Origin of the sequence: Enterobacter sp. SENG-6, assembly GCF_001605945.1 — a bacterium.
Lineage (GTDB): Bacteria > Pseudomonadota > Gammaproteobacteria > Enterobacterales > Enterobacteriaceae > Enterobacter > Enterobacter cloacae.
In genome coordinates this window covers 38,608-62,462 of record NZ_LOMM01000001.1, presented here as the reverse complement: position 1 = coordinate 62,462, position 23,855 = coordinate 38,608, and the positions used below count along the sequence as shown (strand labels likewise).

Annotated in this window: 19 protein-coding genes; 5 read left to right on the top strand and 14 right to left on the bottom strand. The window is 52.9% G+C overall.

Going from position 1 to position 23,855, the window contains the following annotated elements:
* Positions 1-7 precede the first annotated feature (7 nt).
* From AX755_RS00230 to AX755_RS00215, 4 genes are read right to left on the bottom strand one after another with little or no spacing between them, the layout of a single operon-like run.
* The gene (locus tag AX755_RS00230) at positions 8-1,522 is read right to left on the bottom strand and encodes an ABC transporter substrate-binding protein (RefSeq protein WP_013095721.1); all 1,515 of its coding nucleotides are present in this window, start codon (positions 1,520-1,522) and stop codon (positions 8-10) included.
* Positions 1,523-1,524: 2 nt separating this feature from the next.
* On the bottom strand, positions 1,525-2,607 hold the full coding sequence (locus AX755_RS00225) for an ABC transporter ATP-binding protein (RefSeq protein WP_029882426.1): 1,083 nt from the start codon (positions 2,605-2,607) through the stop codon (positions 1,525-1,527).
* The gene (locus AX755_RS00220) at positions 2,604-3,617 is read right to left on the bottom strand and encodes an ABC transporter ATP-binding protein (protein WP_020686305.1); all 1,014 of its coding nucleotides are present in this window, start codon (positions 3,615-3,617) and stop codon (positions 2,604-2,606) included. The genes AX755_RS00225 and AX755_RS00220 overlap by 4 nt, the downstream gene beginning before the upstream one ends.
* A complete protein-coding gene (locus tag AX755_RS00215) occupies positions 3,614-4,333 on the bottom strand; it encodes a FadR/GntR family transcriptional regulator (protein WP_013095718.1) in 720 nt (239 codons plus the stop codon). Before AX755_RS00215 ends, AX755_RS00220 begins: the two co-directional genes overlap by 4 nt.
* An 811-nt stretch (positions 4,334-5,144) precedes the next feature.
* Here AX755_RS00215 and AX755_RS00210 point away from each other — a divergent pair.
* The 5 genes from AX755_RS00210 to AX755_RS00190 all read left to right on the top strand — a co-directional run bounded on the left by AX755_RS00210 (position 5,145) and on the right by AX755_RS00190 (position 12,181).
* Positions 5,145-5,807 carry a helix-turn-helix transcriptional regulator gene (locus AX755_RS00210; protein WP_038418730.1) on the top strand — a complete coding sequence of 221 codons (663 nt, stop codon included), beginning with the start codon at positions 5,145-5,147 and terminating at the stop codon, positions 5,805-5,807.
* Positions 5,808-5,962: 155 nt separating this feature from the next.
* Positions 5,963-6,598: a hypothetical protein gene (locus tag AX755_RS00205; RefSeq protein WP_062856079.1), complete on the top strand. Its 636-nt coding sequence runs from the start codon at positions 5,963-5,965 to the stop codon at positions 6,596-6,598.
* 258 nt (positions 6,599-6,856) lie between these two features.
* A complete protein-coding gene (locus tag AX755_RS00200) occupies positions 6,857-9,106 on the top strand; it encodes a type I secretion system permease/ATPase (RefSeq protein WP_062856078.1) in 2,250 nt (749 codons plus the stop codon).
* A complete protein-coding gene (locus AX755_RS00195) occupies positions 9,103-10,455 on the top strand; it encodes an HlyD family type I secretion periplasmic adaptor subunit (RefSeq protein ID WP_013095714.1) in 1,353 nt (450 codons plus the stop codon). Before AX755_RS00200 ends, AX755_RS00195 begins: the two co-directional genes overlap by 4 nt.
* 4 nt (positions 10,456-10,459) lie before the next feature.
* Entirely contained in the window at positions 10,460-12,181 is a 1,722-nt protein-coding gene (locus tag AX755_RS00190; RefSeq protein WP_062856077.1) for a TolC family protein, read from the top strand.
* A gap of 73 nt (positions 12,182-12,254) precedes the next feature.
* On the opposite strand, the gene AX755_RS00185 is transcribed toward AX755_RS00190, so the two are convergent.
* Genes AX755_RS00185 through AX755_RS00140 form a run of 10 tightly spaced genes read right to left on the bottom strand, consistent with a single transcriptional unit; the run spans position 12,255 to position 23,802 of the window.
* Positions 12,255-13,208 carry a hypothetical protein gene (locus AX755_RS00185; protein WP_396001134.1) on the bottom strand — a complete coding sequence of 318 codons (954 nt, stop codon included), beginning with the start codon at positions 13,206-13,208 and terminating at the stop codon, positions 12,255-12,257.
* 58 nt (positions 13,209-13,266) lie between these two features.
* On the bottom strand, positions 13,267-14,199 hold the full coding sequence (locus AX755_RS00180) for an ACP S-malonyltransferase (protein WP_062856075.1): 933 nt from the start codon (positions 14,197-14,199) through the stop codon (positions 13,267-13,269).
* A gap of 10 nt (positions 14,200-14,209) precedes the next feature.
* Positions 14,210-15,598 carry a hypothetical protein gene (locus AX755_RS00175; RefSeq protein ID WP_062856074.1) on the bottom strand — a complete coding sequence of 463 codons (1,389 nt, stop codon included), beginning with the start codon at positions 15,596-15,598 and terminating at the stop codon, positions 14,210-14,212.
* The gene (locus tag AX755_RS00170) at positions 15,595-16,383 is read right to left on the bottom strand and encodes an outer membrane lipoprotein-sorting protein (RefSeq protein ID WP_062856073.1); all 789 of its coding nucleotides are present in this window, start codon (positions 16,381-16,383) and stop codon (positions 15,595-15,597) included. The genes AX755_RS00175 and AX755_RS00170 overlap by 4 nt, the downstream gene beginning before the upstream one ends.
* A gap of 9 nt (positions 16,384-16,392) precedes the next feature.
* Positions 16,393-17,703, bottom strand: a complete 1,311-nt coding sequence (locus tag AX755_RS00165) for an ABC transporter permease (RefSeq protein WP_062856072.1) — start codon at positions 17,701-17,703, stop codon at positions 16,393-16,395.
* Entirely contained in the window at positions 17,704-18,351 is a 648-nt protein-coding gene (locus AX755_RS00160; RefSeq protein WP_062856071.1) for a hypothetical protein, read from the bottom strand.
* Positions 18,335-19,042 carry an ABC transporter ATP-binding protein gene (locus tag AX755_RS00155; protein WP_062856070.1) on the bottom strand — a complete coding sequence of 236 codons (708 nt, stop codon included), beginning with the start codon at positions 19,040-19,042 and terminating at the stop codon, positions 18,335-18,337. The genes AX755_RS00160 and AX755_RS00155 overlap by 17 nt, the downstream gene beginning before the upstream one ends.
* 10 nt (positions 19,043-19,052) lie before the next feature.
* Complete coding sequence (locus AX755_RS00150) at positions 19,053-20,003, bottom strand: ATP-binding protein (protein ID WP_073971382.1); 951 nt, start codon at positions 20,001-20,003, stop codon at positions 19,053-19,055.
* A gap of 18 nt (positions 20,004-20,021) precedes the next feature.
* Positions 20,022-21,239, bottom strand: a complete 1,218-nt coding sequence (locus AX755_RS00145) for a beta-ketoacyl synthase (RefSeq protein ID WP_029882413.1) — start codon at positions 21,237-21,239, stop codon at positions 20,022-20,024.
* Positions 21,240-21,243: 4 nt separating this feature from the next.
* The gene (locus AX755_RS00140; protein ID WP_062856137.1) at positions 21,244-23,802 is read right to left on the bottom strand and encodes a beta-ketoacyl-[acyl-carrier-protein] synthase family protein; all 2,559 of its coding nucleotides are present in this window, start codon (positions 23,800-23,802) and stop codon (positions 21,244-21,246) included.
* Positions 23,803-23,855 lie beyond the last annotated feature (53 nt).

Below are 23,855 nucleotides of genomic sequence, written 5' to 3'. Positions count from 1 at the left end.
GGGACGGTTATTTCGCCAGCGTCACACCGGCCAGACGCACGATGCCGTCCGGGTACGGCTTAAAGCCCTGCACGCTTTTGTTCAGGCCGAAAATACGCGGCTCAAAGTAGAGGTAGGCAACAGGCATGTCGGTTTGCAGCTGCTTCACTACCTTGTCGTACAGCGGCTGGCGAACGGCTTTATCGTTGCTGAGACGCGCCTGGGTCAGCCACTCATCGACCTGCGCATTGCTGTAACGGCCGTCGTTAAGCGTCCCTTTGCTGTGGATAAAACCGTAGATGCTGCCATCCGGGTCCGGGCGTCCTGACCAGCCGGAGAAGCTCAGCTGGTAATCACCGCTCTGCTGGCGATCGAGCAGCGTGGCGAACTCGGTCATCTGCAGATTCAGGGTAAAGCCCGCTTCAGCCACCATCGCCTGCAATACCTGGCCGACCTGCTGCGAGGTTGGGTTGTTCGGCACCAGCAGATTCACATTCAGCGGCGTCGCGACGCCTGCGGCTTTAAGCAGCGCTTTCGCCTTGTCGACGTCACGCGGGGGCACCGGCAGGTTGACGTGATACGGGCTTACCGTCGAAAACGGCTGGTTGGCAGGCGTATACAGCCCCTCAAAGACCACCTGATTGAGCGCATCGCGGTCAATGGCCTGAGAGAACGCTTCACGCACGCGGGCGTCCTTGAACGGATCGTTCGCTGGCACCTTGCCATTATTGATATTGAAGGTGATACCCTGATACCCGAGGCCGGTCACCTTCGCCAGCGCCAGCTTGCTGTCGGCTTCGACGGTTTTAACGTCGCTGGCAGCAATGCCCTCGGTCAGATCGAGATCGCCCGCGCGCAGGTTCGCCAGACGCACGGAGGCATCCGGGATCGGCAGATAGATGATCTTGTCGAAGTGGTAAGCGTCTTTATTCCAGTAGTTGTCGAAACGAGTCAGAACAATGCGATCCTGGGAGACGCGGCTGTCGAATTTATAAGGACCGGAGCAGACGGGATGGGCGGCAAAGTCCGGCTTTTTCGCCGCTTCGGGGGCCATCATCGCCCCGGCGCGGTCGGTGAGCTGCATTAACAGGGCAGCATCGGGGGTTTTCAGGTGCAGGGCGATCTGCATCGGGCCGGTGACCTCAACGGACTCCACGGACGATATTTCACTTTTACGCAGAGAGCCTTTTAAGGTCAGCGCCCGGTCGAGGTTGTATTTTGCCGCTGCCGCATCGAATTTTTCGCCGTCATGGAAGGTGACGCCCTCACGCAAATTGAAGGTCAGGGTTTTGCCATCCTCGCTCCAGGTCCACTCTTTCGCCAGACCCGGCACCACTTTCAGGTTTTCGTCCACATCCACCAGCCTGTCGCACAGGGAGGCAAAAACGAAGCGGCCATAATAGGTGCGCGCCAGATGCGGATCGAGCATGTCCGGGTCTGCACCCAGCCCTACTCGCAGCACGCTTTCAGCCTGGGCGGGCAGCGCCGCGCCGAGCAACATAACACTTCCCAGTACGGTCAAAAGAGAATTACGCATTGTCATTATCATGAGTTCCTTGAAGGAAGGGAGGAGTGAGAGGCCGCGTGTTCAAACAGCGCGCGGCGGCGCAGAAAGGCGGCAGACGGCGGTGCTATCTGGATAACACTGCGATCGCGGTTAATCTCCTGCCAGCGGTGGCAGGCAATCTGGCGTCCGCCTTCCAGCACCTGGTTAATGGGCTCGGCAAGGCGACATTCATCCGTGGCATACGGACAACGGGTATGGAATCGGCACCCGGACGGGGGATCGGCCGGGTTCGGTAAATCCCCTTGCAGCAACGGGGCAGCACGTCGGGCGCCCGGCTGCATCTGCGGTGCAGAGGCGATGAGCGCCTGGGTGTAAGGATGGAGAGGCGCGTCAAAGATCTCGTCGACACTGGCAAGCTCAACGATCTGCCCGAGATACATCACTGCCACGCGGTCGCTCATATGGCGGATGACCGCCAGGCCATGGGCAACAATCACCATTGTTAGCCCCAGTTGATGCTTCAGGCTTTCCAGCAGATTGATCACCTGCGCCTGCACGGAAACATCCAGCGCCGAGACGGGCTCGTCACCCAGCAGCAGTTTTGGCCCGGAGGCCAGCGCACGCGCAATACCAATGCGCTGGCGTTGCCCACCTGAAAACTCGTGCGGAAAACGCGCCGCCCAGGCGGCAGGCAGACCCACGGTTTTAAGCAGTTCCGCAACGCGATAGTGACGATCGGCTTTTTTCATCTCCTGATGCAGCCACAGCGGCTCACCCACAATCTGCTCAACCGTCATGCGCGGGTTTAGCGACGCAAAAGGATCCTGAAAAATAATCTGTAATTCCCGGCGCAGCTGGTTGAGACGAGCTCCTGAGGCGTGTGTGATCTCCTCCCCCTGATAAAACACGCGTCCTTCGCTGGCGGCCAGCAAACGCAGCAGCAGACGGCCGAGCGTGGATTTGCCGGACCCGGACTCCCCGACAATCGCCAGCGTTTCACCGGGCATCACGGAGAGGGAGACGCGATCCACCGCCGTCACAAAGCGGGCTGGAGTAAACAGTTTCTTCGGGCCGGGGAAGCGCTTGCTCAGGTCACGGGCTTCAAGAATGGGCGTGGTCATGCGATCTCTCCCAGCGCAATGTGTTGTTCCAGCGGCACGCGGAAGCAGGCGACCAGATGGTCAGCCCCCTGCGCCGTGAGCGACGGTTTTTCGTTATGGCAGCGCGTTTGCGCGAAGGGGCAGCGGGTCGCAAAGCGGCAACCTTTCGGCATGGATTCCGCCAGGGGAACCGCGCCGGGAATGGTGGCGAGCGGCCCTTTACGCGCGCCCGCGGACGGAATAGAGCCCATCAGACCAATGGTGTACGGGTGCTGCGGATCGGCAAAGATGGCCTCGACGCTCCCCTGCTCCACCACCTGCCCGGCATACATCACCGCCACCTGCTGCGCCACTTCCGCCACCACGCCTAAATCATGGGTGATCATCAGCACCGCCGTACCGGTCTCCTCTTTTAAGGTGTTGAGCAGCGCGAGGATTTGCGCCTGAATGGTGACGTCCAGTGCGGTGGTCGGCTCGTCGGCAATCAACAAACGCGGATGGTTAATGAGCGCCATCGCAATCATCACGCGCTGGCGCATGCCGCCGGAAAGCTGGTGCGGATACGCTTTCAAACGCATCTCTGCCGCCGGGATCTGCACCTTCTCCAGGATTTGCAGCGCGGTATTCATCGCCTGCGCACGTGAAACGTTCTGATGGCGCATAACCGCTTCGCTGAGCTGGTCCCCAAGGGTAAAGGCGGGGTTGAGCGACGTCATCGGCTCCTGGAAAATCATCGCCAGCTCGTTACCGCGGAGATCGGCATATTCCCGCGGGGAGAGCTTTCGCAGATCGTGGCGACGAAACTGCATATCGCCGCTGACAATCTGCGCGCTGGCGGGCAATAGCCCCATCAGCGCTAAGGAGGTGATACTTTTCCCGCAGCCGGACTCCCCCACCAGCGCCAGCGTTTCACCCGCTTTGACCGTCAGCGAGATACCGTCAAGCACGCTCACCGGCGATCCGGCGAACTTAACGTTGAGGTTTTGCAGGCGCAGTACCGGAGTGGCTTCCTTAAACGGAATCGTCGTCATAGCGTGATGTCGTCCTCAAGGTGGATCGCCTGTATCAGGGCGTTTTGCAGGCTAAGCAGATGTTCGCGCATGGCGGCCGCTGCTTCGTTGGGCTGGCGATGGATAATCGCGGACATGATTTTATGATGATGGTCGTTGTAGACATCGACCCGTTCGGGGGTTCGGGCAAGCTCACGCAAATGCTGCCAGCCTGGCTCACGCCTGACGGCATCAATGGCATCAAAAAGACCGAGCATCAGGCGATTGCCTGCGGCCTCCGCAATGGCGCGGTGAAAGGCGCTGTCCCACAGTTCATTCAGATCGCGGTCGTCCGGGCTGACCTTATCGATGCGTTCCAGCATGCGCTGCATGAGCGCGAGGTTTTCCCTGGTGGCACGCAGTGCCGCAAGCCGGGCTAAGCCGGGTTCGAGCTGTAGACGAGCTTCCATCACTTCCAGAAGGTTGGTTTGCTGAACCAATCCCTGAAGGGCCAGCGGTTCCACAGGCGCAGCAGGACCAATAAAGGTGCCTTTGCCCTGCTTACGCCAGATCCGCCCCTCTTCTTCCAGCACATCCAGCGCACGACGTACTTCACGTCGTCCTACGCCGAGAGTTTCCGACAGCTCACGTTCCGTGGGCAGCGGAAGGCCTGGTGTTGACTCGTGCTGGTGAATAAGACCGCGCAATTGTTCAAGCGCGGTGCTGGAATTTGCCAGAAACCGTGACGGTTTTTCCATATTGGTTCGCTCGCTTTCATCATGACTTTATTGTTATTAACGATAAGTTATTGATATGAGGCGCTACTTATCGTGCTAATGATTAAGCAATAAACGAACCAATTTTATATTGGTTCAAAATTTCGCAGTGTAAAGGGTGATAACCTGTTAATTTATAAGCAGAACATCAAAAACGAATTGGCCCGTCAAACGTTGCGCCAGTACATTAGCCATCCCGTTCATTGCACAAAAATAGTGCGACAAATGCACCAAAAACGATCAAATGTTAAATAAATGCACTATTTATGTATATTCTTTGTTAACCAAAGATTATGTAACCGATAAAACAGGCAACGATGCCGCCGGTTGGTAACGCCGGGCACTGATATAACGGACGACGAGTCACAAGAAACAGGTAAATAATACGCTTTATAAACAGGACAACTATTTTCTGCGGCTATATTTAAATGCGTATTTTATTGCTCCACGCCGCTTACTTTAGTTAATAAAGTCCGTGCTTTTTCGGCTTATTAAACCGTGTCTTTCACCCGGTATTTCAGAAAGTAAACGACTCTGCCAAAAATTAACCTAAAAACAACAATTACAGCATTTTAGATAAAAATAAATGAATCTCACTCTCATTTAAGAACTTATACAACCCCTTGTTTTATATAAAATTATTTCTTAAATCGCATTCATAATAGTCAGTTCAGACTATTTAATTAAGATTATTGCCTGGTCCAGCATATGATTATTCCTAAAGAACGACGGCGTTTGTCAGACTCCGGCTTAATATCATTAACGTAAGAAAACATCGCGTGTGAGGTATAATATGTACTGTGCAACTAACAATCCTGGCTATTTATCTCATACAGGTGGACAACCCGTTTGTCATACCCCTGACATGCGTTGTTATGGTTGCGAAAAGCAATGCCGCTTTAATACGTCTGAAGATGGCCAAAACCGTGATTGCCACGCGCTTGAATATTATATCTGGCCTGATAATAACACCTTTTTGGTTGAAGGCATTCGTCATCACTTTGGCGAGGTTAATGATAAATATATTTCGCAGCCGGTTGTCATCATCGACTTCAGTCATAAAAACATCAATTATTTTTTATCTGAAAACTGGTTAGATCAGTTCAAAAACATGAGACTGATTCTTGTCACTGATAAAAAGATGACGGCAATTGCGCACTACTGGTTTTACAACGACACGTTAGAAACCACTATCAGTTCAATTATCTTTTATGACGATAGCGCAGAAGAAGTCTCGACGAAACTGAAAAAAACGTTCCTGGCAAAAACGATTAAACCGACAGGTAACAGACCCAAACTGAGTCAGAATGAATACAGCCTGTTTTCATTCCTCTTTAATGGATGGTCGCCAAAGAAAATCGCCTACCGGAACGGCACCAGTGTTAAAAACACCTACGCCATGAAGAACCGCATTGAACGCAAGCTGGGCGTGTCCATCACACGGCTTGCAAGTTAGTGTAAAACTGACAATACGCTCTGTCGAAAATTCCTGGACAAACAGAGCGTATTCTTACTGTTACTCGTGTTTTTCCGTAATGCATAATTTATCTGATTGTTGATATATTACATAATATTTTACATATATTATATGGACGCGTAGCGTTTGATCACATGAACATTATTACTATTAAACAAAATGAGAATGACAACTACACTATGCGTTGTTACGGATGTGTGCATAAATGTGCCTATGCCTCCATTCGCAGCACAAAGTGCGATGAATGTTCAGGAACAGAATTTTATATTTGGCCAGAAAATAACTCATTTCTGATAGAAGGCATTTTACAATACTTTTCTGATATTAATTCAAAAATAATTTCACAACCCATTGTCGTGATAGACTTTAATTACAAAAACATAAATTACTTCTTATCAAACAATTGGTTAGCTCAGTTCAGAAACTCACGCCTGATTCTGATCACCGATAAAAAAATGGCGGCCATTGCCCACTACTGGTTCTACAACGACACGGCAGACACGATCATCAGCACGGTCATTTTTCATGATGACCTGGCCGAGGATATCAAAATGAAGATCAGCCAGTCCTTTATGGGAAAAATAATACGGCCTTCAGAAAAAAGAGCCAAACTTAGCGCAAATGAATATGCACTCTTTTCTGAACTTTATAAGGGCCAACTGCCTAAAAAGATTGCCATGAAAAATGCCACGAATGTCAAAAACATTTACGCCATGAAAATAAGAATTGAAACAAAGCTGGGCGTTCCCATTTCAAGACTGGCGAGCTAATACGTCCATGTTAGAAAGAGACGTTAAAACATCAGCATAGCAAATATGACGTAGAGTATTCTTAAAGGAACAGTTACTTTTCCTTATTGTGTGTAAGAGGGATAAAACCCTACACTACGATATTACCAGTGCTTGTATTTTTACATAATCCACCCGCGTCACCCGTTGTATTTACGGATGCCCCTGGTCATTTTTAAATAACATATTCTTTACTTTTTAATTCTAAGTGAGGAACGCAACTACAGGTCTGAATTCAAAATGAATACGCATCTTTCCACGGTAAAAATTAATTCAGAGCATACTCTTGATGATATTGAAGCCCCTGAAAAAGATTCTCTTCTGTGGGGCGTTGAATGGCTTTGTGGGCATCATTCTAAGTATGCCAGCAAAGAGGTGCTGTATGCAGGCCTGCCAAAAAGCGACAAGCTGGAGCCTGGAATGGCATTACGTATGCTTGAGCAGATGGGCATATCCGCCGGTTGGGTTAAGCGCGATCTGAATTCGCTTTCCTCCTGGCTGTTCCCTTTGCTTATTGCACGCAAAGACGGGACATACTGCATTCTTACCGCGCGCAAGGGAAAGCGCGGGCAACATACGTATCAGATTGTGGTACCTGAAAACGACGGAACGCTCCTCGTTGCAGAGGCGGATTTACACGAGGCTTATGGCGGTTATGCCCTTGTGACGACGCCAAAACCCACGCTGGACGCGCGTGCTGAAGACCAGCTGTTACCGAAAGCCAAGGATGAAGGTCACTGGCTCTATTCCACGCTGTGGCGCTACCGGCATTACTTCTACAGCGCGGCACTGGCGGCGCTGCTGGCGAACATTCTTACGCTGGCCGGTACCTTCTTCACCATGAACGTCTATGACCGCGTGATCCCCACCCAGGCGTACGTCACCCTGTGGTCGCTGGCGATTGGCGTGGTGATTGCCATTATTTTTGAATTTGCCAGCCGACAAATCCGCGCCTATTTGATCGACATCGCCGGTAAAAAAGCAGATCTGATCCTCGGGGCGAAGCTGTTTCGCCAGGTGATGTCGATGCGCATGGAATACAAGCCGCAATCCTCCGGAACCTTTGCGAACCAGTTACGCGATTTTGAGGCCGTCCGCGACTTTATCACCTCTGCGACCCTCGCCACGCTGTCCGATTTGCCGTTCTGTCTGCTGTTCATGTTCATCATTTACATGATTGGCGGTCCACTGGCCGTTGTACCGCTGGTCGCCATGCCACTGATTTTGATTGTCAGCGTCATTATCCAGTGGCCGCTGGGTCGCTACATGGAAGAAAACGTCCGGGAAATTTCGCTTAAGCAGGGTCTGCTGATCGAGAGCATCGAAGGGCTTGAGGCCTTAAAAGCCGCTCAGGGCGAAGGGGTGATGCAAAAGCGCTGGAATGATTTCAGCGCACTGGCTGCGGCGTCCTCGATGAAAACCCGCTATCTCTCCATGCTGACCACCAACTTTGTCTCTTTTGTGCAGCAAATCACCACCGTCTGCATCGTGGTGCTCGGCGTCTATTTAATCCACGCCGGAGAGCTGACCATGGGGGCCATGATTGGGGTGGTGATCCTCTCCAGCCGTTCGCTCGCGCCTCTGGCCTCTGTGGTCGGTCTGGCGCTGCGTTATCAGCACGCCAAAACCGCGCTGAAATCCCTTAACCAGCTGATGGAAACGCCGACCGAGCGCGACGCGCTGATCAATTATCTGCCGACGCCCAATTTCACCGGCAGCCTGCGTCTGAAAAAGGTGGGATTCACCTATCCGGTACCGGGAATGATGGTCGCGCCACGCATTCTGGACAACATCAATATCAACATCGAGGCCGGGGAGCAGGTGGCCGTGCTGGGCAAAATTGGCAGCGGTAAGTCGACCCTGCTGCGCGTGATGGCGCGCCTGTACCAGCAGAGCAGCGGACAGCTTTTCATTGATGGTGTGGATGCGACACAGGTTGATCCCGCCGACTGGCGCGCTGCGGTGGGTTACGTCGGGCAGGACTGCCGCCTGTTTTACGGCACCCTGCGCCATAACATCATCATTGGCAACCCGGGCGTGAGCACGGAAGAGTTTCTGCGGGTGGTTCGCCTGACCGGGCTTGATCACGTGGCGGCCAGACATCCACTGGGTTTTGACATGCCTATCGGCGAAATGGGCAATTGCCTTTCCGGTGGACAAAAACAGCTCGTCGCCCTCGCCCGCTGCCTGTTGCTACGACCAAAGATTTTGCTGATGGATGAACCCACCAGCTCAATGGATGCGATGACGGAAACCCTGTTCCTTCGTCGGCTCAAAGAAGCAACGCAAGGACAAACGCTGGTCATTGTGACCCACCGCATGTCCGTACTGAGCCTGGTAGAGCGTCTGATCGTCATGGAAGACGGACACGTAGTGAAAGACGGTCCCAAAGATCAGGTGATGGCCAGCCTGAATGAGAATGTCATCAAGAAAAAGCAAGCAATGCATTCAGTCGAAGAGAAGCAACAGAAACAAGGTGTGAATGAATGATGAACGAGGACGAAGTGAATCATAACGCCTCAAAGGGAGAGGCCGAAACGGATGCAGGCGTACCCTCAACGGCACTGGAAAACGTGAACGCTACGCAGAGAGCGGGCACCGGGCTGGCATTACACCCTGCACAGCCAACGGGGAAAGTGAAAGCCGACGATCTGAAATTCATGCACGACCTGCAGGGCGCGCTGATCGCACAGAAGACCCCTTTCAGCATGATCATGCTCTACACCATCACCCTGGTTGTGGTGGTGGCGCTGGTCTGGGCGCATTTCGCCCGGGTTGAGGAGATTACCCGTGGCGACGGGAAAGTGATCCCCGCCAGCCGCGAGCAGCTCATTCAGAGCCTGGAAGGCGGCATTCTTGAAGAGCTGAATGTGCAGGAAGGCGACATCGTCGAGAAAGGCCAGATTCTGCTGAAGATTGACCCGACTCGCGCCGGGGCCAGCTATGGCGAATCGTTGTCTAAAGTGCAGGGACTGAAAGGCAGCATTGCCCGTCTCAGGGCGGAAGCCTACGACACGCCACTGACCTTCCCGCCGGATATCGCCGGGATTGAGTCAATCGTGCGTGATGAGACCCAGGCCTATAACGCCCGCCTGAAAACCCTGAATGAAAGCGTAGAGGCCTTAAAACGGAGCCTGACGCTGGCGCAAAACGAGGTCAGTCTGTCGGAGCCGCTGGCGCGCAGAGGGTTAATGTCGGATGTCGAAATCCTGCGCCTCAAGCGCCAGGCGAACGAATTCAGCCTGCAGATCACCGAGCGTACCAACCGCTTCCGCTCTGATGCCAACAGCGAACTGAACCGTCTGGAATCTGAGCTGGCGCAGGCGGAAGAAATTCTGCGCGGACGCCAGGACGTAATGAACCGTACCACGGTGGTGGCGCCCGTGCGCGGCACCGTCAACAACATCCGGGTGACAACCCGTGGCGGCGTCATTCAGCAGGGGGCGGAGATCATGACTCTCATTCCGCTTGAAGATAACCTGCTGGTTGAAGCCAAAATCAAACCCTCTGATGTGGCCTTTATCCATCCGGGCCTGCCCGCCACGGTAAAAATTACCGCCTACGACTATGCCATTTATGGCGGATTAAACGGTGTCGTTGAACACCTCAGTTCAGACACCCTGATCGATGAAGAGAAAGCCCGTCAGGGGCGTGGAGATTCTACCTATTACCGGGTGTTCGTCCGCACCGACCGTGCCGCGTTACAGGTAAAAGACAAGTCGTTCCCGATCATGCCGGGAATGGTGGCAAACGTAGAAATCAGAACGGGGGAGAAGACCATTTTGTCTTACATCCTCAAACCGATACTGAAAGCGCGCGAAGCCTTCAGGGAGAGATAATTATATGGTTAAGGCACGTAAAGAGCGTCGTTGGGCAAGGGTAGCAACCGCAGTTGCACTCTGCTTGCCCTGCTCTTCTTTTGTCATTCCGCTGCACGCGGCTGACATTGCTCAGGCTAAAAGCAGCCTGGCGTCATTGCCGCCGATGCGCACACAGTCACAGCTCAACCGCGAAGTGCAGCCTGTGCAGCGGACGGTGTCGCACAGTGCGGCATCGTCGCGTTCGCTGCCCGCCATGCGTACCCAGTCGCAATACGTCAGTACGCAAAAGGCGATGCCAACGCAAGCCACTGCGCGCCCTGAACGTTACGCCTCTGCACCAACAGCCAGGGAGTTTGCCCCCGCCCCGTCAAAACAGGCGGAAAGCCGGGCTGCGCTGAAGAAAAACGCAGATTTCTTCCCGCCCGTCACCGAGTATTACAAACCGGACCCGGCGTACGCCGGGGTGCGTCGTGACGGCAGTGCGCGTCAAGCCATCAGCGGCATGTCGCAGGGCTACCGTGCCGGCAGTCAGGATTCGCTTGTTTTTCTGCGCAGCATGGTGGCCAGAGCGCTGGCGTATAGCCCGGAACTGCGGGCCGCCTCAGCAGAGGTGATGGCGTCTGACTACATGGTCGATCAGGTAAAAGGCCAGCGCATGCCCCAGGTACGTCTGGGCGTAACCTCGCCGCTGTCGACCGTGGGCGGCGATCGCCAGTCGTCATCCAACAATAGCCATATCAGCGACTCTAGCGGCACGGTCTCCGTTAATACGCCGATTATTGACTGGGGAAGGATCAGTAACCAGGTGGACAACTCTCTGGAAACGGCAAAAGCAGCCCGTTATTCAAAAGAGTATTCCCGCGAACAGCTGGCCTACAACACCGTGTCCGAACTGATGAATATGGGGCGCTACCAGCACAGTAAGGTTGTGGCGAAACAGTATGTTGGCCGCATGAAAGAGCTGGTCACCATGCTGTCGCAAATTACCCAGGCAGACCGCGGCAGAGAGAGTGAACTGGTGCAGGCAAAAGCAAAACTGATGTCGGCCCAGGCGAGTCTCGACAACATTGAGCATCAGCTGAGTGCCAGCAAAATCAAACTGGTGCGTCTGCTGGGGATCGAGCCTGAATTACCGGAAGGCATAAGCTGGCACGACACGGTCATTCCGGCGTCGGTGGCGCTTTCTGGGCTGGATAAAAACCCGATGATGCTGAACCTGCAGTCCAAAGTCCGGGCGGCGGAGTATGAGGCAGAAAGCATTAAATCGTCGGCCCTGCCGCAGGTGAACTGGGTCATCTCCAAAAGCACCGCCAAAGACAGCAACGGCAACGAAGCGGGTTGGTATACGGGCTTAAACGTCGAGTGGGAGGCGTTTAGCGGCGGCTCTCAGCGTGCCGCTGAGATGTCGGCACGGGCGAAAGCCAATATGGCGCAGCAGCAATATGAAGTGAGTTACAAAGATCTGGAGTATCAGATTAACTATCAGATTCAGGTACGTGACTCCTCTTTCCTGCGCGCCGATGATTACGATCGCCTGACAAGTGAAACGGATCGGGTGCGTCGTATGTTCTACGAACAGTGGTATCACCTTGGCAAACGCACCTTGCTCGACGTGCTGACGGCAGAAAACGATCATTTTAATAATCAGCTTTCTGCCATTAACAACCGCTACGACGGCTATATTTCCAACATTAACGTCATTGCCAGCGCCTCCATGCTGCTGTCATGGATGAAAATGAGCTAAGCGAAACAGACGTAATAAAAAGCCAGACCGTCAGTGATGAGGGTCTGGCTTTTTTATGCCTGTCAGAAGGCGACTACCAGGGGGTGTCCTCTCTGCTGATCTCCGCCCAGCGCAGATACATATCGCTCGACATCATAAAATCGGTATGCCATTTCCACCAGGTGTGCAGCGTGTAGTACACCAGACATGGCAGATAGCAAAGCAGGAAATAGACCTCAAACCAGACCTGCCATCCCGAAAGCGTAAGCAGCACGCCGATAACAGCCGACCAGACACATTCCACGCCCACCAGCATAACCAGCCGCAGCCATAATGGTTTCTCTGACAGCGTCCTCCACGGGATTGACGGGGAGAAATAGAGATCAATCTCGTTAAGGAACAGATGGCCCAGAAACACATAGCGTCGGGTAAAGCGCAAGAACAGCAGATTGATTGCCAGCACCACCACGCAGAGCACCACCATGGTAATGATGGCGGTTAAGGTGAAGTAGCGCCCATAGAGATCAAACTGCGCACTGTTGCGTAAGGGGCTGATGGTCAGGAGATTCATCACCACACTCATCACGACAGCAACGGCCACATACTGTGAAAGCTGCGTGTATTTTGCCTTGTCTCTGGCTGAGGCAACGACCTGCTGAATATAGACATGACGCAGTGCGGCAAAGATCCCCCAGATAATCAGCGGCGCCACGAAAACCATGATCAGCAGCGTGATGCCTGGCGTGGTCAGCGCAAGGAAGAGCCCCGTGATGCCCGCGAAAATCAGGATCGAGACGGCAAGCACAACGAACGGTTCGAAGATGATCGAATTCGTTTTCGGGCTCTCTTTGCCGACAAATACCGACAAATCAACATTCTTGACGACGCATTTATAGGCCCAGAAGGCCTTAAGGTCGGCAATGAAGCTATACCCGATCAGCGCGAAAATACCGCTCGCGACCCAGGCATCCTGCCGGGAAAAAGAGAAACCGGCATTTTTCCAGTAAAAGCCCAGCAGGATAAACGTCACGATATAGATAAAAAGCACGTTCCTTTTATCCTGATAGCGGATGAAGGTTAAATAATCTGGAATCATAGCTCGGCCATTACATCCCTAACACTTTTCTGCAGTGCAGGACACGCCCGGCAGAAAAACCGGAAAAATCATTTAGCATCTGTCCCAGATAGGGTTTGTTGCTCATCTCCAGGAACAGCGGCTGGTCTGGATGATGGATGAATCTGGCCATGGAATCGGCCCATTTCACCGTCTGCGTCAGATGCAGGGAGAGGTTCTCTTTGATATTGTCCGGCACCGTTTCGACTCTGGCGGTCACATTCATCAGCACGTCATAGGCTGGCGAGGTGAAAGGCTGTCCCGCCAGGAAGTCACGCATCAGCTGCACGCCCTCAGCCATTAAACGGGTATGCCAGGCCCCGCTGACGCCGAGCTTGATCGGCTCATAGCCTTCATCGACCAGCACTTTGGCAAAATCACTCAGCGCAGACGGGGTCCCGCCAATCACCTGCTGACGCGGGGTGTTGTCGCAGCTGATATCCAGCGCGATCCCGGAACGGGTGATGATGTCACTCAGCGTGGCAAAATCGGCCCCCTTCAGCGCCAGCATCGCGCCTTTCTGCTTTTTACTCACCGAATCCATGGTACTGGCGCGAAAATGCAGCGTACGGAACAGGGTCTCCAGCGAGATCGCGCCTGCCGCGTACAGGGCACTGTATTCGCCAACGCTATGGCCGCAGGCACCCACGACGCGCAGCGCGGGGAAGCGCTCGCGGCAGAGGCTATAAAGCGATACGTTGATCGCCGTAACGGCCAGCTGTTGTACCGTGGTCTGGATCAGCCTGTTCATCGGCCCCTTAAGGCAGAGTCGGCGCAGATCGAGGCCCGACACATCGCTGGCACAATCCCAGATCTGTTTCGTCGTTGCATTGAGATCCCACAGATCGCTGCCCATACCAATCACCGGGTTTCCCTGGCCGGAAAACAGCAGCACCACAGGCTGCGATGGATTATCAAGCGTCATAGTCATTTCCTTATAAGTAATACTTAAAGCCAACATAGCCACCGGCAACATCGCCGAAGAAAGCAAACTCAGAATTTGCGCTACCCAGTGCTGAATAGACGCCGGTATACGCTTCCAGCTGGTCATCAATAAAGGTCAGCGGTGCGCTGATGTGGAGCCCCGACAGGGTGCTTTTATCCATCAGATTGACGATAAAATAAGGCTGCACGGCGATCTGATGCGTGAGCTGCACGCTGGACCAGGCGTTGAGATAGTGTTTCCCCTGCAACATGCCTTTGTTGCCCGTATTGCTGATTTCAGACGCCATCAGGTACTTATAGGAATCAAACGCCCTGTCGAGCGGCGCATAGCCTGTCGGCGTATTCAAAAAGGTCATCAGCTCGCGCTGTTTGCGCCATTCCGTGCGGGAGTAGCCTTCGCTCTGGTAATAATATTCCAGGCCGAAAACGTTAAAGGTATCAGTGGTATATTGCCCGCCCACCGCCAGCTCTACGCCATTTTTGTCCTCGGTGTCATACAGCGATGAAGGAAATGCGTAGTTCTGGACTTCTGCACTTTTCTCCTCAGAGAGATGACGCCAGCGCTGCTCCCGGTGCCAGGCCATCCCGGCATTCAGGGTCAGCTGTGGGGTGTAGTGATAGCTGTCAGAGACGGCAACCGACTGCGAGTCTCCCAGCAGAATGCGCATCCCCGGCGTATGTTGACGGAAGGCATGTGAGGTATAGCTCAGAAGCCAGGCCTCGCTGCTGTTGCCACGCTGGTTCGCGGACCAGTTGCTGGAGGTCAGATAGTATTTATCGATCGTCGCCAGCTTCGGAATCATGATCAGCGAGAGCGACTCATCCCGGTAGTCCATTGACAGCGTCGCGGCCCAGGACGAGGACTGATACGCAGTGCGAAGCGCGGGATCGTAAAGCCGCGTCGGTTTGAACCCGGCGTAGTAATGCGGAGTCAGATCGGAAGGTGAGCGCAGGAAAAAGAGACCCTGCTTCGCCTGAAGTTTTCCCACTTCAAGCTGCACGCTGTCTGAAACGGCGTAAACCAGTCTCAGACGCTCAATCAGCAGCTGAGAGCGGCTGTCGTCCTCTTCAAATGCTCCCACCTTGCGCGGTGAGTACCAGGTGAGCCCGTAGAGAGACAAATCCAGATCCAGCGCATTATCAACGATCGCGCACTTGCTGGTGAGATTCACGCCCGCGTCATTGTAGATATTGTGTCTGGTATACGGATTTCGGCCGTTAATTCGCCAGTCTGAAATTTGTTTTTTGACCAGCGACACCTGCTCATACAGCGTGACAGTGCTGTTTTTTGCAAAGTCGGAACCGGACAGGCAGTCCGCCAGTGCGCTCACGGGCAGAGCGGAGAGTGCCAGGGTTAACCCCAGTAATGTGCGTTTCAATTGGCACCTCGCTGAATAGACTCGCGAGTAAAGTGGGATTCAGGCAAGGACTCCAGGCGAACATCGCTGTACTCCATCACCGAGTAGCTGTTGCCGTGACGGGCCTCCTTCACAATAATTTTCATCGGACGCATCTTCCCTAATACCATCTGAAAATCCTGGTACAGCACTTCTTTCATCAATTTATTATCCAGAGAGTAATACGACGCTTTAAAAGGACGGTTCTCCCCCTCTTTTTCGACGTAATAGATGACTTTTGGCCACGTGACGTCATCCGTTTTGCGCACCAACTCCAGCTTATAGCACTGCGTATAGCCGCATGCTTCCTCGCCCAGCAGCGTGGCGTGGTAGGCATACTCAAAATTGGTGACAATGACGTCGCCATTGGAAATTTGTCCAATCAGGCGCTGCTGGCGCGAAACGGGAACCGGTCGACGCAGTTCTGGCGTGTAGAACCAAAGATCGTACCAGTCAGAGAGCAGCACTTTGCCTTTGTCCCGCGGGGGATAAATAAAACGCGCCAGCGAACGGGCATCGGCTTTCATTCCCCCTTCGGGTTTCATAAAGCGCATGGAAATATCCAGCACCTGCTTATTGTCAGGCTGCGATGCGCCCGACTTATATTCATGAATGGTCAGGGTGTAGCGAAAAGGTTTATTCGGGGAACGAACCTCATCGGCACGACGAATAATCTCTGATGCTTTGTTATCCACCGGCGCTGATAATACCGCCGAGGAAAACAGGCACAGACAAAAGAGCAGTTTTGTGATGACAACGCGTTTCATATCGCTTCCTTACGAAAATTTAAAAGCATCTGAAATATTCAGCCGTGAAGCACGTAATGCAGGCAGCACAGAGGCGCCGGTTGCGGCCAGGATCGGTAATACGAGGGTTATCCAGGTCAGTGCTACGCTGTCGGTTTTAATAAAGGCCGTATAGCCCAGCGATTGCCCCGGTGACGGCGGCATGGCAATACCGTAAAGATTGATGGCAGAGGCAATGGCATAACCTGTCGCCAGACTGCCAAGGGCGCCGATAAGACCAATGAAAATCCCTTCCAGTAAAAACAGCCTGGTGACGTGCAGGGGTTTCAGGCCAATCGCCCTGAGGGTGGTTATTTCCCGGGTACGTTCAATAATATTCATGGTCATCGAATTGCCGATCATAAAGATCACGATCAATCCGACGATGAGCTTAATGAAGAAATAGATCCCGGATAATAAGCCTTCGACTTGCTGATAAAAGATCGAGGTCTCTTTCCAGTCTTTGACCAGCAGCGGTAAATGATGCTTCGCAATAAACTGGCGCAGTTTGGCGCTAAAGACGGCGGTATCGTCGTCCTTCAGCAGGATTAATACCTTACTGACGCTGTTGGTTCCCATGATGCGCTGTGCGGTATCAAGCGGAATTTTCATCGCCACATCATCGTAATCCTTAATACCGGACTCAAAGATGCCGCGAAGCTTCATCGATAACGCGCCCTGGCCGCCCTCGGTATTCACCACCAGCACATCCAGCCAGTCGTCGTAGTGGGCATTGAGCGTTTTCGCCAGCCCACTGCCCAGCGTGATTTCGTCGGTACGCATCCGGGAGAGATCGCTGCCGGAAATTAATTTATCAAACGATCCCAGCTTTAACGCGGGCAGCGGCTCCACACCCAGGGCGGAAAAATAGCTGGACGTTTCGCTTTCATATTGCGAAATCACCCCGGTAAATTCCAGCTGACCGGACAGCGTCGAAATATGCGGTGCAAGATCCGGATCGTTGAGAATCGCCTTTTTCAGGGATGCATAATCTGCAATCAGGCTTTTGTTTTTATTCGACGTCTGGAAATAATTTTCATTATAAATTTGCACGTGACCAATATTGGTTCGAATCGTTTGCTCTTTCAAAATCCAGAAAGAGTAATCGATAAACCCGCCATACAGAAAAATCGACACGCCACCGAGCATAATGGCGGCAATGGTTGAATAAGATCGTCTCTTGTGGCGAAAGAGGTTTAAAAAAGCAAACTTCACATCCCGCGAGCGGAATAATACGCACCAGAGGACAAAAATCAGAATCAGTACAACAACACTATTCGCTAACACCATAACCCCGGACATTTAGTTCCCTTTCACCAGCGGTAACAAGACCTCTGTCACTTCGTTGATATCCCACTCTGGCGCGTCGCCAGAAGCCAGTGGTAATGCAGAGTTGGCGTGACGCAGTTCTGTTTGCGCCAGCAGCGCGTCTGCCTCGGCGGTACGGTTACAGCTCAACAGCGCGCGATAACGCATTTCGTCAATGTGCTTCATCAACCCGGCATTGAATACGTCAGGGCTTTTCGCCATCTGTTCCGTATCTTTTAACGTCACCACACAGCGGCCAATATCGGCTGGCAGGTACGCGTCCACACGGGCACGCATGTAGCGCACACGTTGATTGCCCTCGTAGAGGTCCACCGCTTCATCGAGATAGAAAAAGCCCGTTTTGCCATACTCAGACGCCCGAATGACGTCATTGGTATTGAGGGCATTTTCCGCCTGGCGCAGCATGCCGTAGGCATAAAAAACCAGCGACAGCGCGTTATCATTGGCCTTGTATTCGGTAAACAACGCACGGGTGATATCGGCTAGCTTATCGGCCTGCGTCGGGAAGCCATTTTTTATCACCTGCTCAGCCACGGGGGCCGCGGCGGCTTTAACGCTCCCGGCATAGGCCATGCAGATCAATAGCCAGCAGAGAATGAAGAAATTACGATTGTGAATCATGAACTAATACTCCGTCCTTAATTTCAACCACACGCCGCGCGCGCTCTTTCAGCTGGCTTGAGTGCGTCGAAATAATGAAAGTGGTGCGCGTCTCCCGGTTGATTTTCATCAGCAGATCGAGAATGGCCTCACCGGTGACCAGGTCGAGGTTTCCGGTTGGCTCATCGGCAATCACGACCTGAGGGTCATGCGCCAGTGCACGGGCAATAGCCACACGCTGCTGTTGTCCACCCGAAAGCTGGCCCGGCTTACGTTCGGTATATCCCGCCAGTCCTACGCTCTCGATAAAATGCAGCGCCCGCTCTTTCGCCTCTTTTTTGCCAATGTGCCCATTCAGCACCAGCGGGTAAAAAACGTTATCAAATACGCTCAGCACGGGGATGAGGTTAAAAAACTGAAATATGAACCCCAGATGCTTGCCACGAATTTCTGCTAATTGTTCTTCCGGTAAATTGTTGAGTAATTTTCGTAAAAACATCACCGAACCAAATCCCGGCTTATCAATACCCGACAGGATATTTAACAGCGTACTTTTACCGCTGCCGGAAGGACCGCACAGTGCCAGAAATTCGCCTTTCTCTATTTCAAGATTGATATTTTTCAGGGCATCGACTTTGCCTTCGCCCGAGCCATAACTCTTATAGATATTGTTCAGCGATATCATTGGGAGTTCTTTAATCATTCCGCTCATGGGGGTGTCGTTATTCCTTGCAATAGTCAATGTCGAAATAGCTGTAACCGAACTGTTTATCGGGAACGACAGTTCTTAATTTTCCCGCAAAATGAGGAGCCTGCTGGAGATACGCAAAGCTTAATGCTGGCGTCAGACAGCCGCTGGCACCAAAGGTATCGACCAGATCTAGCGTCTTTTGCGGCGCAACGGTTGAGCGAGACAGCATCTCTTTACGCAGACCGGCAAACGCCACGCGATCCGCTGCCTGCGTGTCCTCAAGGGTATCGGCCATCACGTATTGTCCGCCGTTCACCCGGATTGCACTTTCATGCTGACTAAAGATGAAACAGCCCGCGCGCTCAACGGTTAAATTGACATCCTGGGCTTTCCCCCTGCGCTTCTCTCCCCACTTCAGCGCGATATCTTCGTCCGAAAACACCAGCACCGGGATCGCACGGTAGGCGGCGCAGATCACCACGTAATCAAACACATCCCAGCTCAGATAATCCTTTGCCAGACTCATGGCCTGGATGAAGGATTGCCTTTCACCCCGGATTTTGCACGTCGGTGAATTCACAGAGAATTTCTTCACCAGGTTTTTTGGCAGCGTATCAATCATTGAGATGTGTAATGCGCTGGAGATATTTTCAAACGGCCCGGATTCCCCCCAGGAGTCGACATAAATAAATGCCGTACGCTGCTTTAGCAGCTTCATTCGCTCTTTCGCCGGCAGCGCCATGAGCGCGTCATCCGCCGCTTGCTCCATCGCATCCAGGTATTTTTGATACTGAGGATTGCGGATCATCTCACCGGCATATAACTCCGGCTGCGTACCAAAACGTTTCAGACCCCAGCCGTTTGCATGGGTTGATTTGAGCGCTTTATTAAATAAATGCGACTCCCACGCGTTTAGCCAGCTGGGCTGATAGAAATAAAATTTATCTTCCGGCTCAATGAGCGAAAATGAGGATAAATACATGTTACTCTCCATGATCGTTCAACAGCCTGGATGACCCGTAGACATGACGGCGCCAATAATGGATCCGTCCACGCCAACCCCAACTTTAAGCAGGTGGTTTTTGTGATGACCAATAACGCCACGGTCAATCAAAACATGCTGAGCAACGGCATCAATAATGGTGTCATTACCAACGGGGGAAATAAGCTCCTGCTGGGTGAGCGAATGATGACCAATAATTAAATCGACAATCCCAGAGCCGGTGGCGGTATAGCCAATCTGGCCTTTATAAGCCAGAACCGGAACCGGATGTCCTTCCGTCAACATCGCTATTGCTTTGGCTTCCGCTTTATCGCTGACGGATGAACCGTTACCGTGAGGGATAATCGCGCACAGTGCCTCAACGTCCAGTTCGGCTTTTTTCATTGTGGCCTGCATCACTTTTAAAATATTGGTGCTGAGCCATGAGCTGTCGTTGCTTCTGCCTGCGCTGATTTGGGTATAGGTTGTTTGCAACCGCACGCCGCCCTTCGCCTTTCTGGCGCGACGGTGGCGGGAATTTTCCAGCAGAATGGCGCTATAGCCTTCCGCAAAAAGCACCCCCTGGCTGTTTTCACCAAAGGGCTGAACAAGATGGCTATCCAGCATGGATTGCGTATCCAGAAACCAGATATCCTGCGTTTTAATTTTTGAGCAGTTCACCACCAGGACAATATCTACGCCGCCATGCTCGATGGCCTGGCAACCTAAATGCACGGCTGTCATTGATGAATTACTGGTGCAATTCATATTCGGGGGTAAATACTGCAGGTTATATTTACGCGCAAGGTGACCGGCAATACGATCCTGCGACATATTATCCACATGCAGCTGCATTAATGATTTTGAAAGATAAATATCTTCCACATCATTTTTGTTATAGAAACTCTTAAAGGCCATGCCATCGACCCGCGGGCCGATACCGGTTAAATAAACCCGGGCATTGCACCCGGCCAGCCATTGAACATCCAGGTCGGCCTGGTCGAGTGCATCGTCAATCAGACGATAAAGCAGATCTAATGCGCTATCATCCGTATGATCCAGCGTGGCAATATGTTTATTGCCATCGAACCCACATTTAATTGCCTCGTCGTCGGATTTAAACCAGGGCTTTCTTTCAACGCGTTTGCCCAGCTTCAGATTTTGAATAAGCTGAAGACTGTCTTCGGCAAACGGCAGACAAGAACTGAACCCCGAAATGATAGCGGCATTATCCACAATATTATCCTTTAATCACAAACGCGTAGTAGTTACCGCCTTCCGTCGCACCCACCAGCAATACGTGCTTCAGGGCAAGTTTTAACGGTTCACGAACGAAGTTAATTCGCTTATCGAAAAACTCGACGGTATGAGGAATAGCGGGAACCGCCTGCGTCTTAAAACAGTCAATGATGACGGCCAGGTTAAGCAGTCCGGCAGCAGACGCGACAAAGCCAAAGCAGGCGTTGTAGTTCACGACCGGTACGTTCGGTTTTGCCTGGGCGAAGGTGGCGTAAATCGCATCGATTTCAATGCGTGAGCTTTCATCGCTACCGTTGCTGGTACCACAGACCAGGTCGATCTCCTGCGCCGTTACACCGGCATCCGCCAGCGCACGGGCGATAGCCAGCGCCATTGAGGAGGATTTCTCGTCCCGCTGAGAGGCATCAAAATAGCTGTTGCTACAGGCTTTACCGTAACCGGCCACTTCCGCCAGCACTTCTGCACCACGCGCGGCGGCACGCTGCGGATCTTCCAGCAGCAACATGCAGGCACCTTCGCCAGGAATGTAACCCTTCGGATCGTTACCGTAGATCTGATATTCCCTGGCGTCGGAGGTCATATGCAGCTTGCGGGTAACGGCGTCCATATAGAGTGACATGGACGGGAAATACTCGTCCGCGCCGCCCACCAGCACCTGCGGCTGCAGATCCTGACGCACGATTTCGTAGCCGTAGGTTAATGCGCCTAATGCCGCATTCTCGCCGGTCGCCAGCGTAGTGGTGTAGCCCTTGATCCCTTCCGAAATGCCGCAGAACGTCGGGATGGAGTTCATCAACGATCCCGGGAATTCAGAGGTTCTGACTTTACGTGGGTCTGGCTTAAGGCTCTGCAGATATTTGTAGGTCGTCTCCTGCGGGCCACTGGACATTCCCATGACCATGCCAAGCTCATCGCCATCACGCTTGATTTTACGCTTCGCCTGCTCCAGCGCTTCGGACAGGGCAATCAATGCGAACGTACCGCCACGCGTGGCCTTACGAGGGTCAAAGCGGCGCAGATGTTTACGCGGTTCCAGCCCGGAAACCTGGAAGGTTTTAAAGTGTTCATTCGCTTCCGGCAGCGTTTCGGCCAGCGCGTTGAAATCGTCACCAAACAGCGCTTCGAACTGACGGGTGGTTTCCAGCACATCCAGTAACTCTTTTGCCTCTTCCAGCGTGTCTTCCGGGAAGGTGACGCCGCCCAGCTCAACGGTATGGTTCTGTTGCCATACGTTGTCGAGGATCTCGTGAACGGTGTGACCAATCGCGGAAACGGCACCCAGGCCGGTGATCGCCACGCGCTTTTCGTCGTAGGTACTGACCGGGATCGAACAAGGCTCCATGCTGATAATCATGCTGCAGTTGTTACCGCCGAAGGCATAATTGTTCTTCATGAAGAGGTTGATTTTCTGGTCACGGAAGTCGTTTGGCACGTAATCCAGATCGCAGTTTGGACGCGCGTTGGTGAAGTTCAGCGTCGGCAGAACGCGGTTATCCGGCAGCGTGACCAGGCAGGCGATCAGTTCGACGATCCCCGCAGCGCCGATGTTATGACCAAAATAAGACTTGGTAGAGCTCACCAACAGTTTCTCATTGTTGGCAAACACCTTTTTCATCGCCAGCGTTTCGATACGATCGTTGGCTTCTGTTCCGGTACCGTGGGCGTTGACATATTCGATCTGATCCGGGGTGACGCCGGCATTTTCCATCGCCTTATGCATCACCTGTACCGCGCCGCTGGCGCGTGGATCCGGTCCGGTTTCGTGGAACGCATCGCAGGAGGTGGCATAAGAGAGAATTTCACCGTAAATGGTGGCGCCACGTGCGACAGCATGTTCGTACTCTTCAAGCACGATCGCCCCGGCCCCTTCACCGATGGACATACCCGAATTGCCGGAGAACGGCGTGCAGGCGTCCGGATGCATCACGTTCAGGGCATAAAAGCCCGCGAAGGTGGGCAGGTAGATAGGTTCTGTCCCGACGGCCAGCATGGTTTTGCTTTTGCCGTTCTGGATGTAGTCAAACGCCATGCCGACCGCGTTAGGGCTGGCCGTACAGGCGGTCGCGACCAGTTCAACACCGCCCTGTAACCCGAGCAGCGTGGAGACGCTGGAACAGCAGGAGGAGAAACCGCCAGAGAACAGCGCCTTACGCAGGGAAAAGTCTTCCATGCGTTGCTCAAACAGCGGCAGAAATGCCTCGGTCCCGGCAGACGACACGCCAACAATTAAACCGGTTTCTTTGAGGTGCGCTTTGTTCTCAGCCAGCCCCGCCTGATTCAGCGCATCTTTACCCACTTTGTAGGCCCAGAGTGCGGCATTATCCAGGGAGGCGATAACGTCGTCCGGTAATTCCGAATAGTCAATGTCATGCAAGACTTCAGCGGCTCTGGCGTTTTCAAACCATTTTGAAAAACGCACGCTGTCCGTGACGCCATTTTTTTTATTCAGTAAGGCGTTTCTGAAATCCTGCAGGTTTTCAGCCAGCGAAGAGAGAATACCGATCCCGGTAATGACAACCCGTTTTCTGTTTGTCTTCATAAATATATGTACCGCCATGTACAGGCAATGAGCAGCGAAAAGGATCCGTGGTG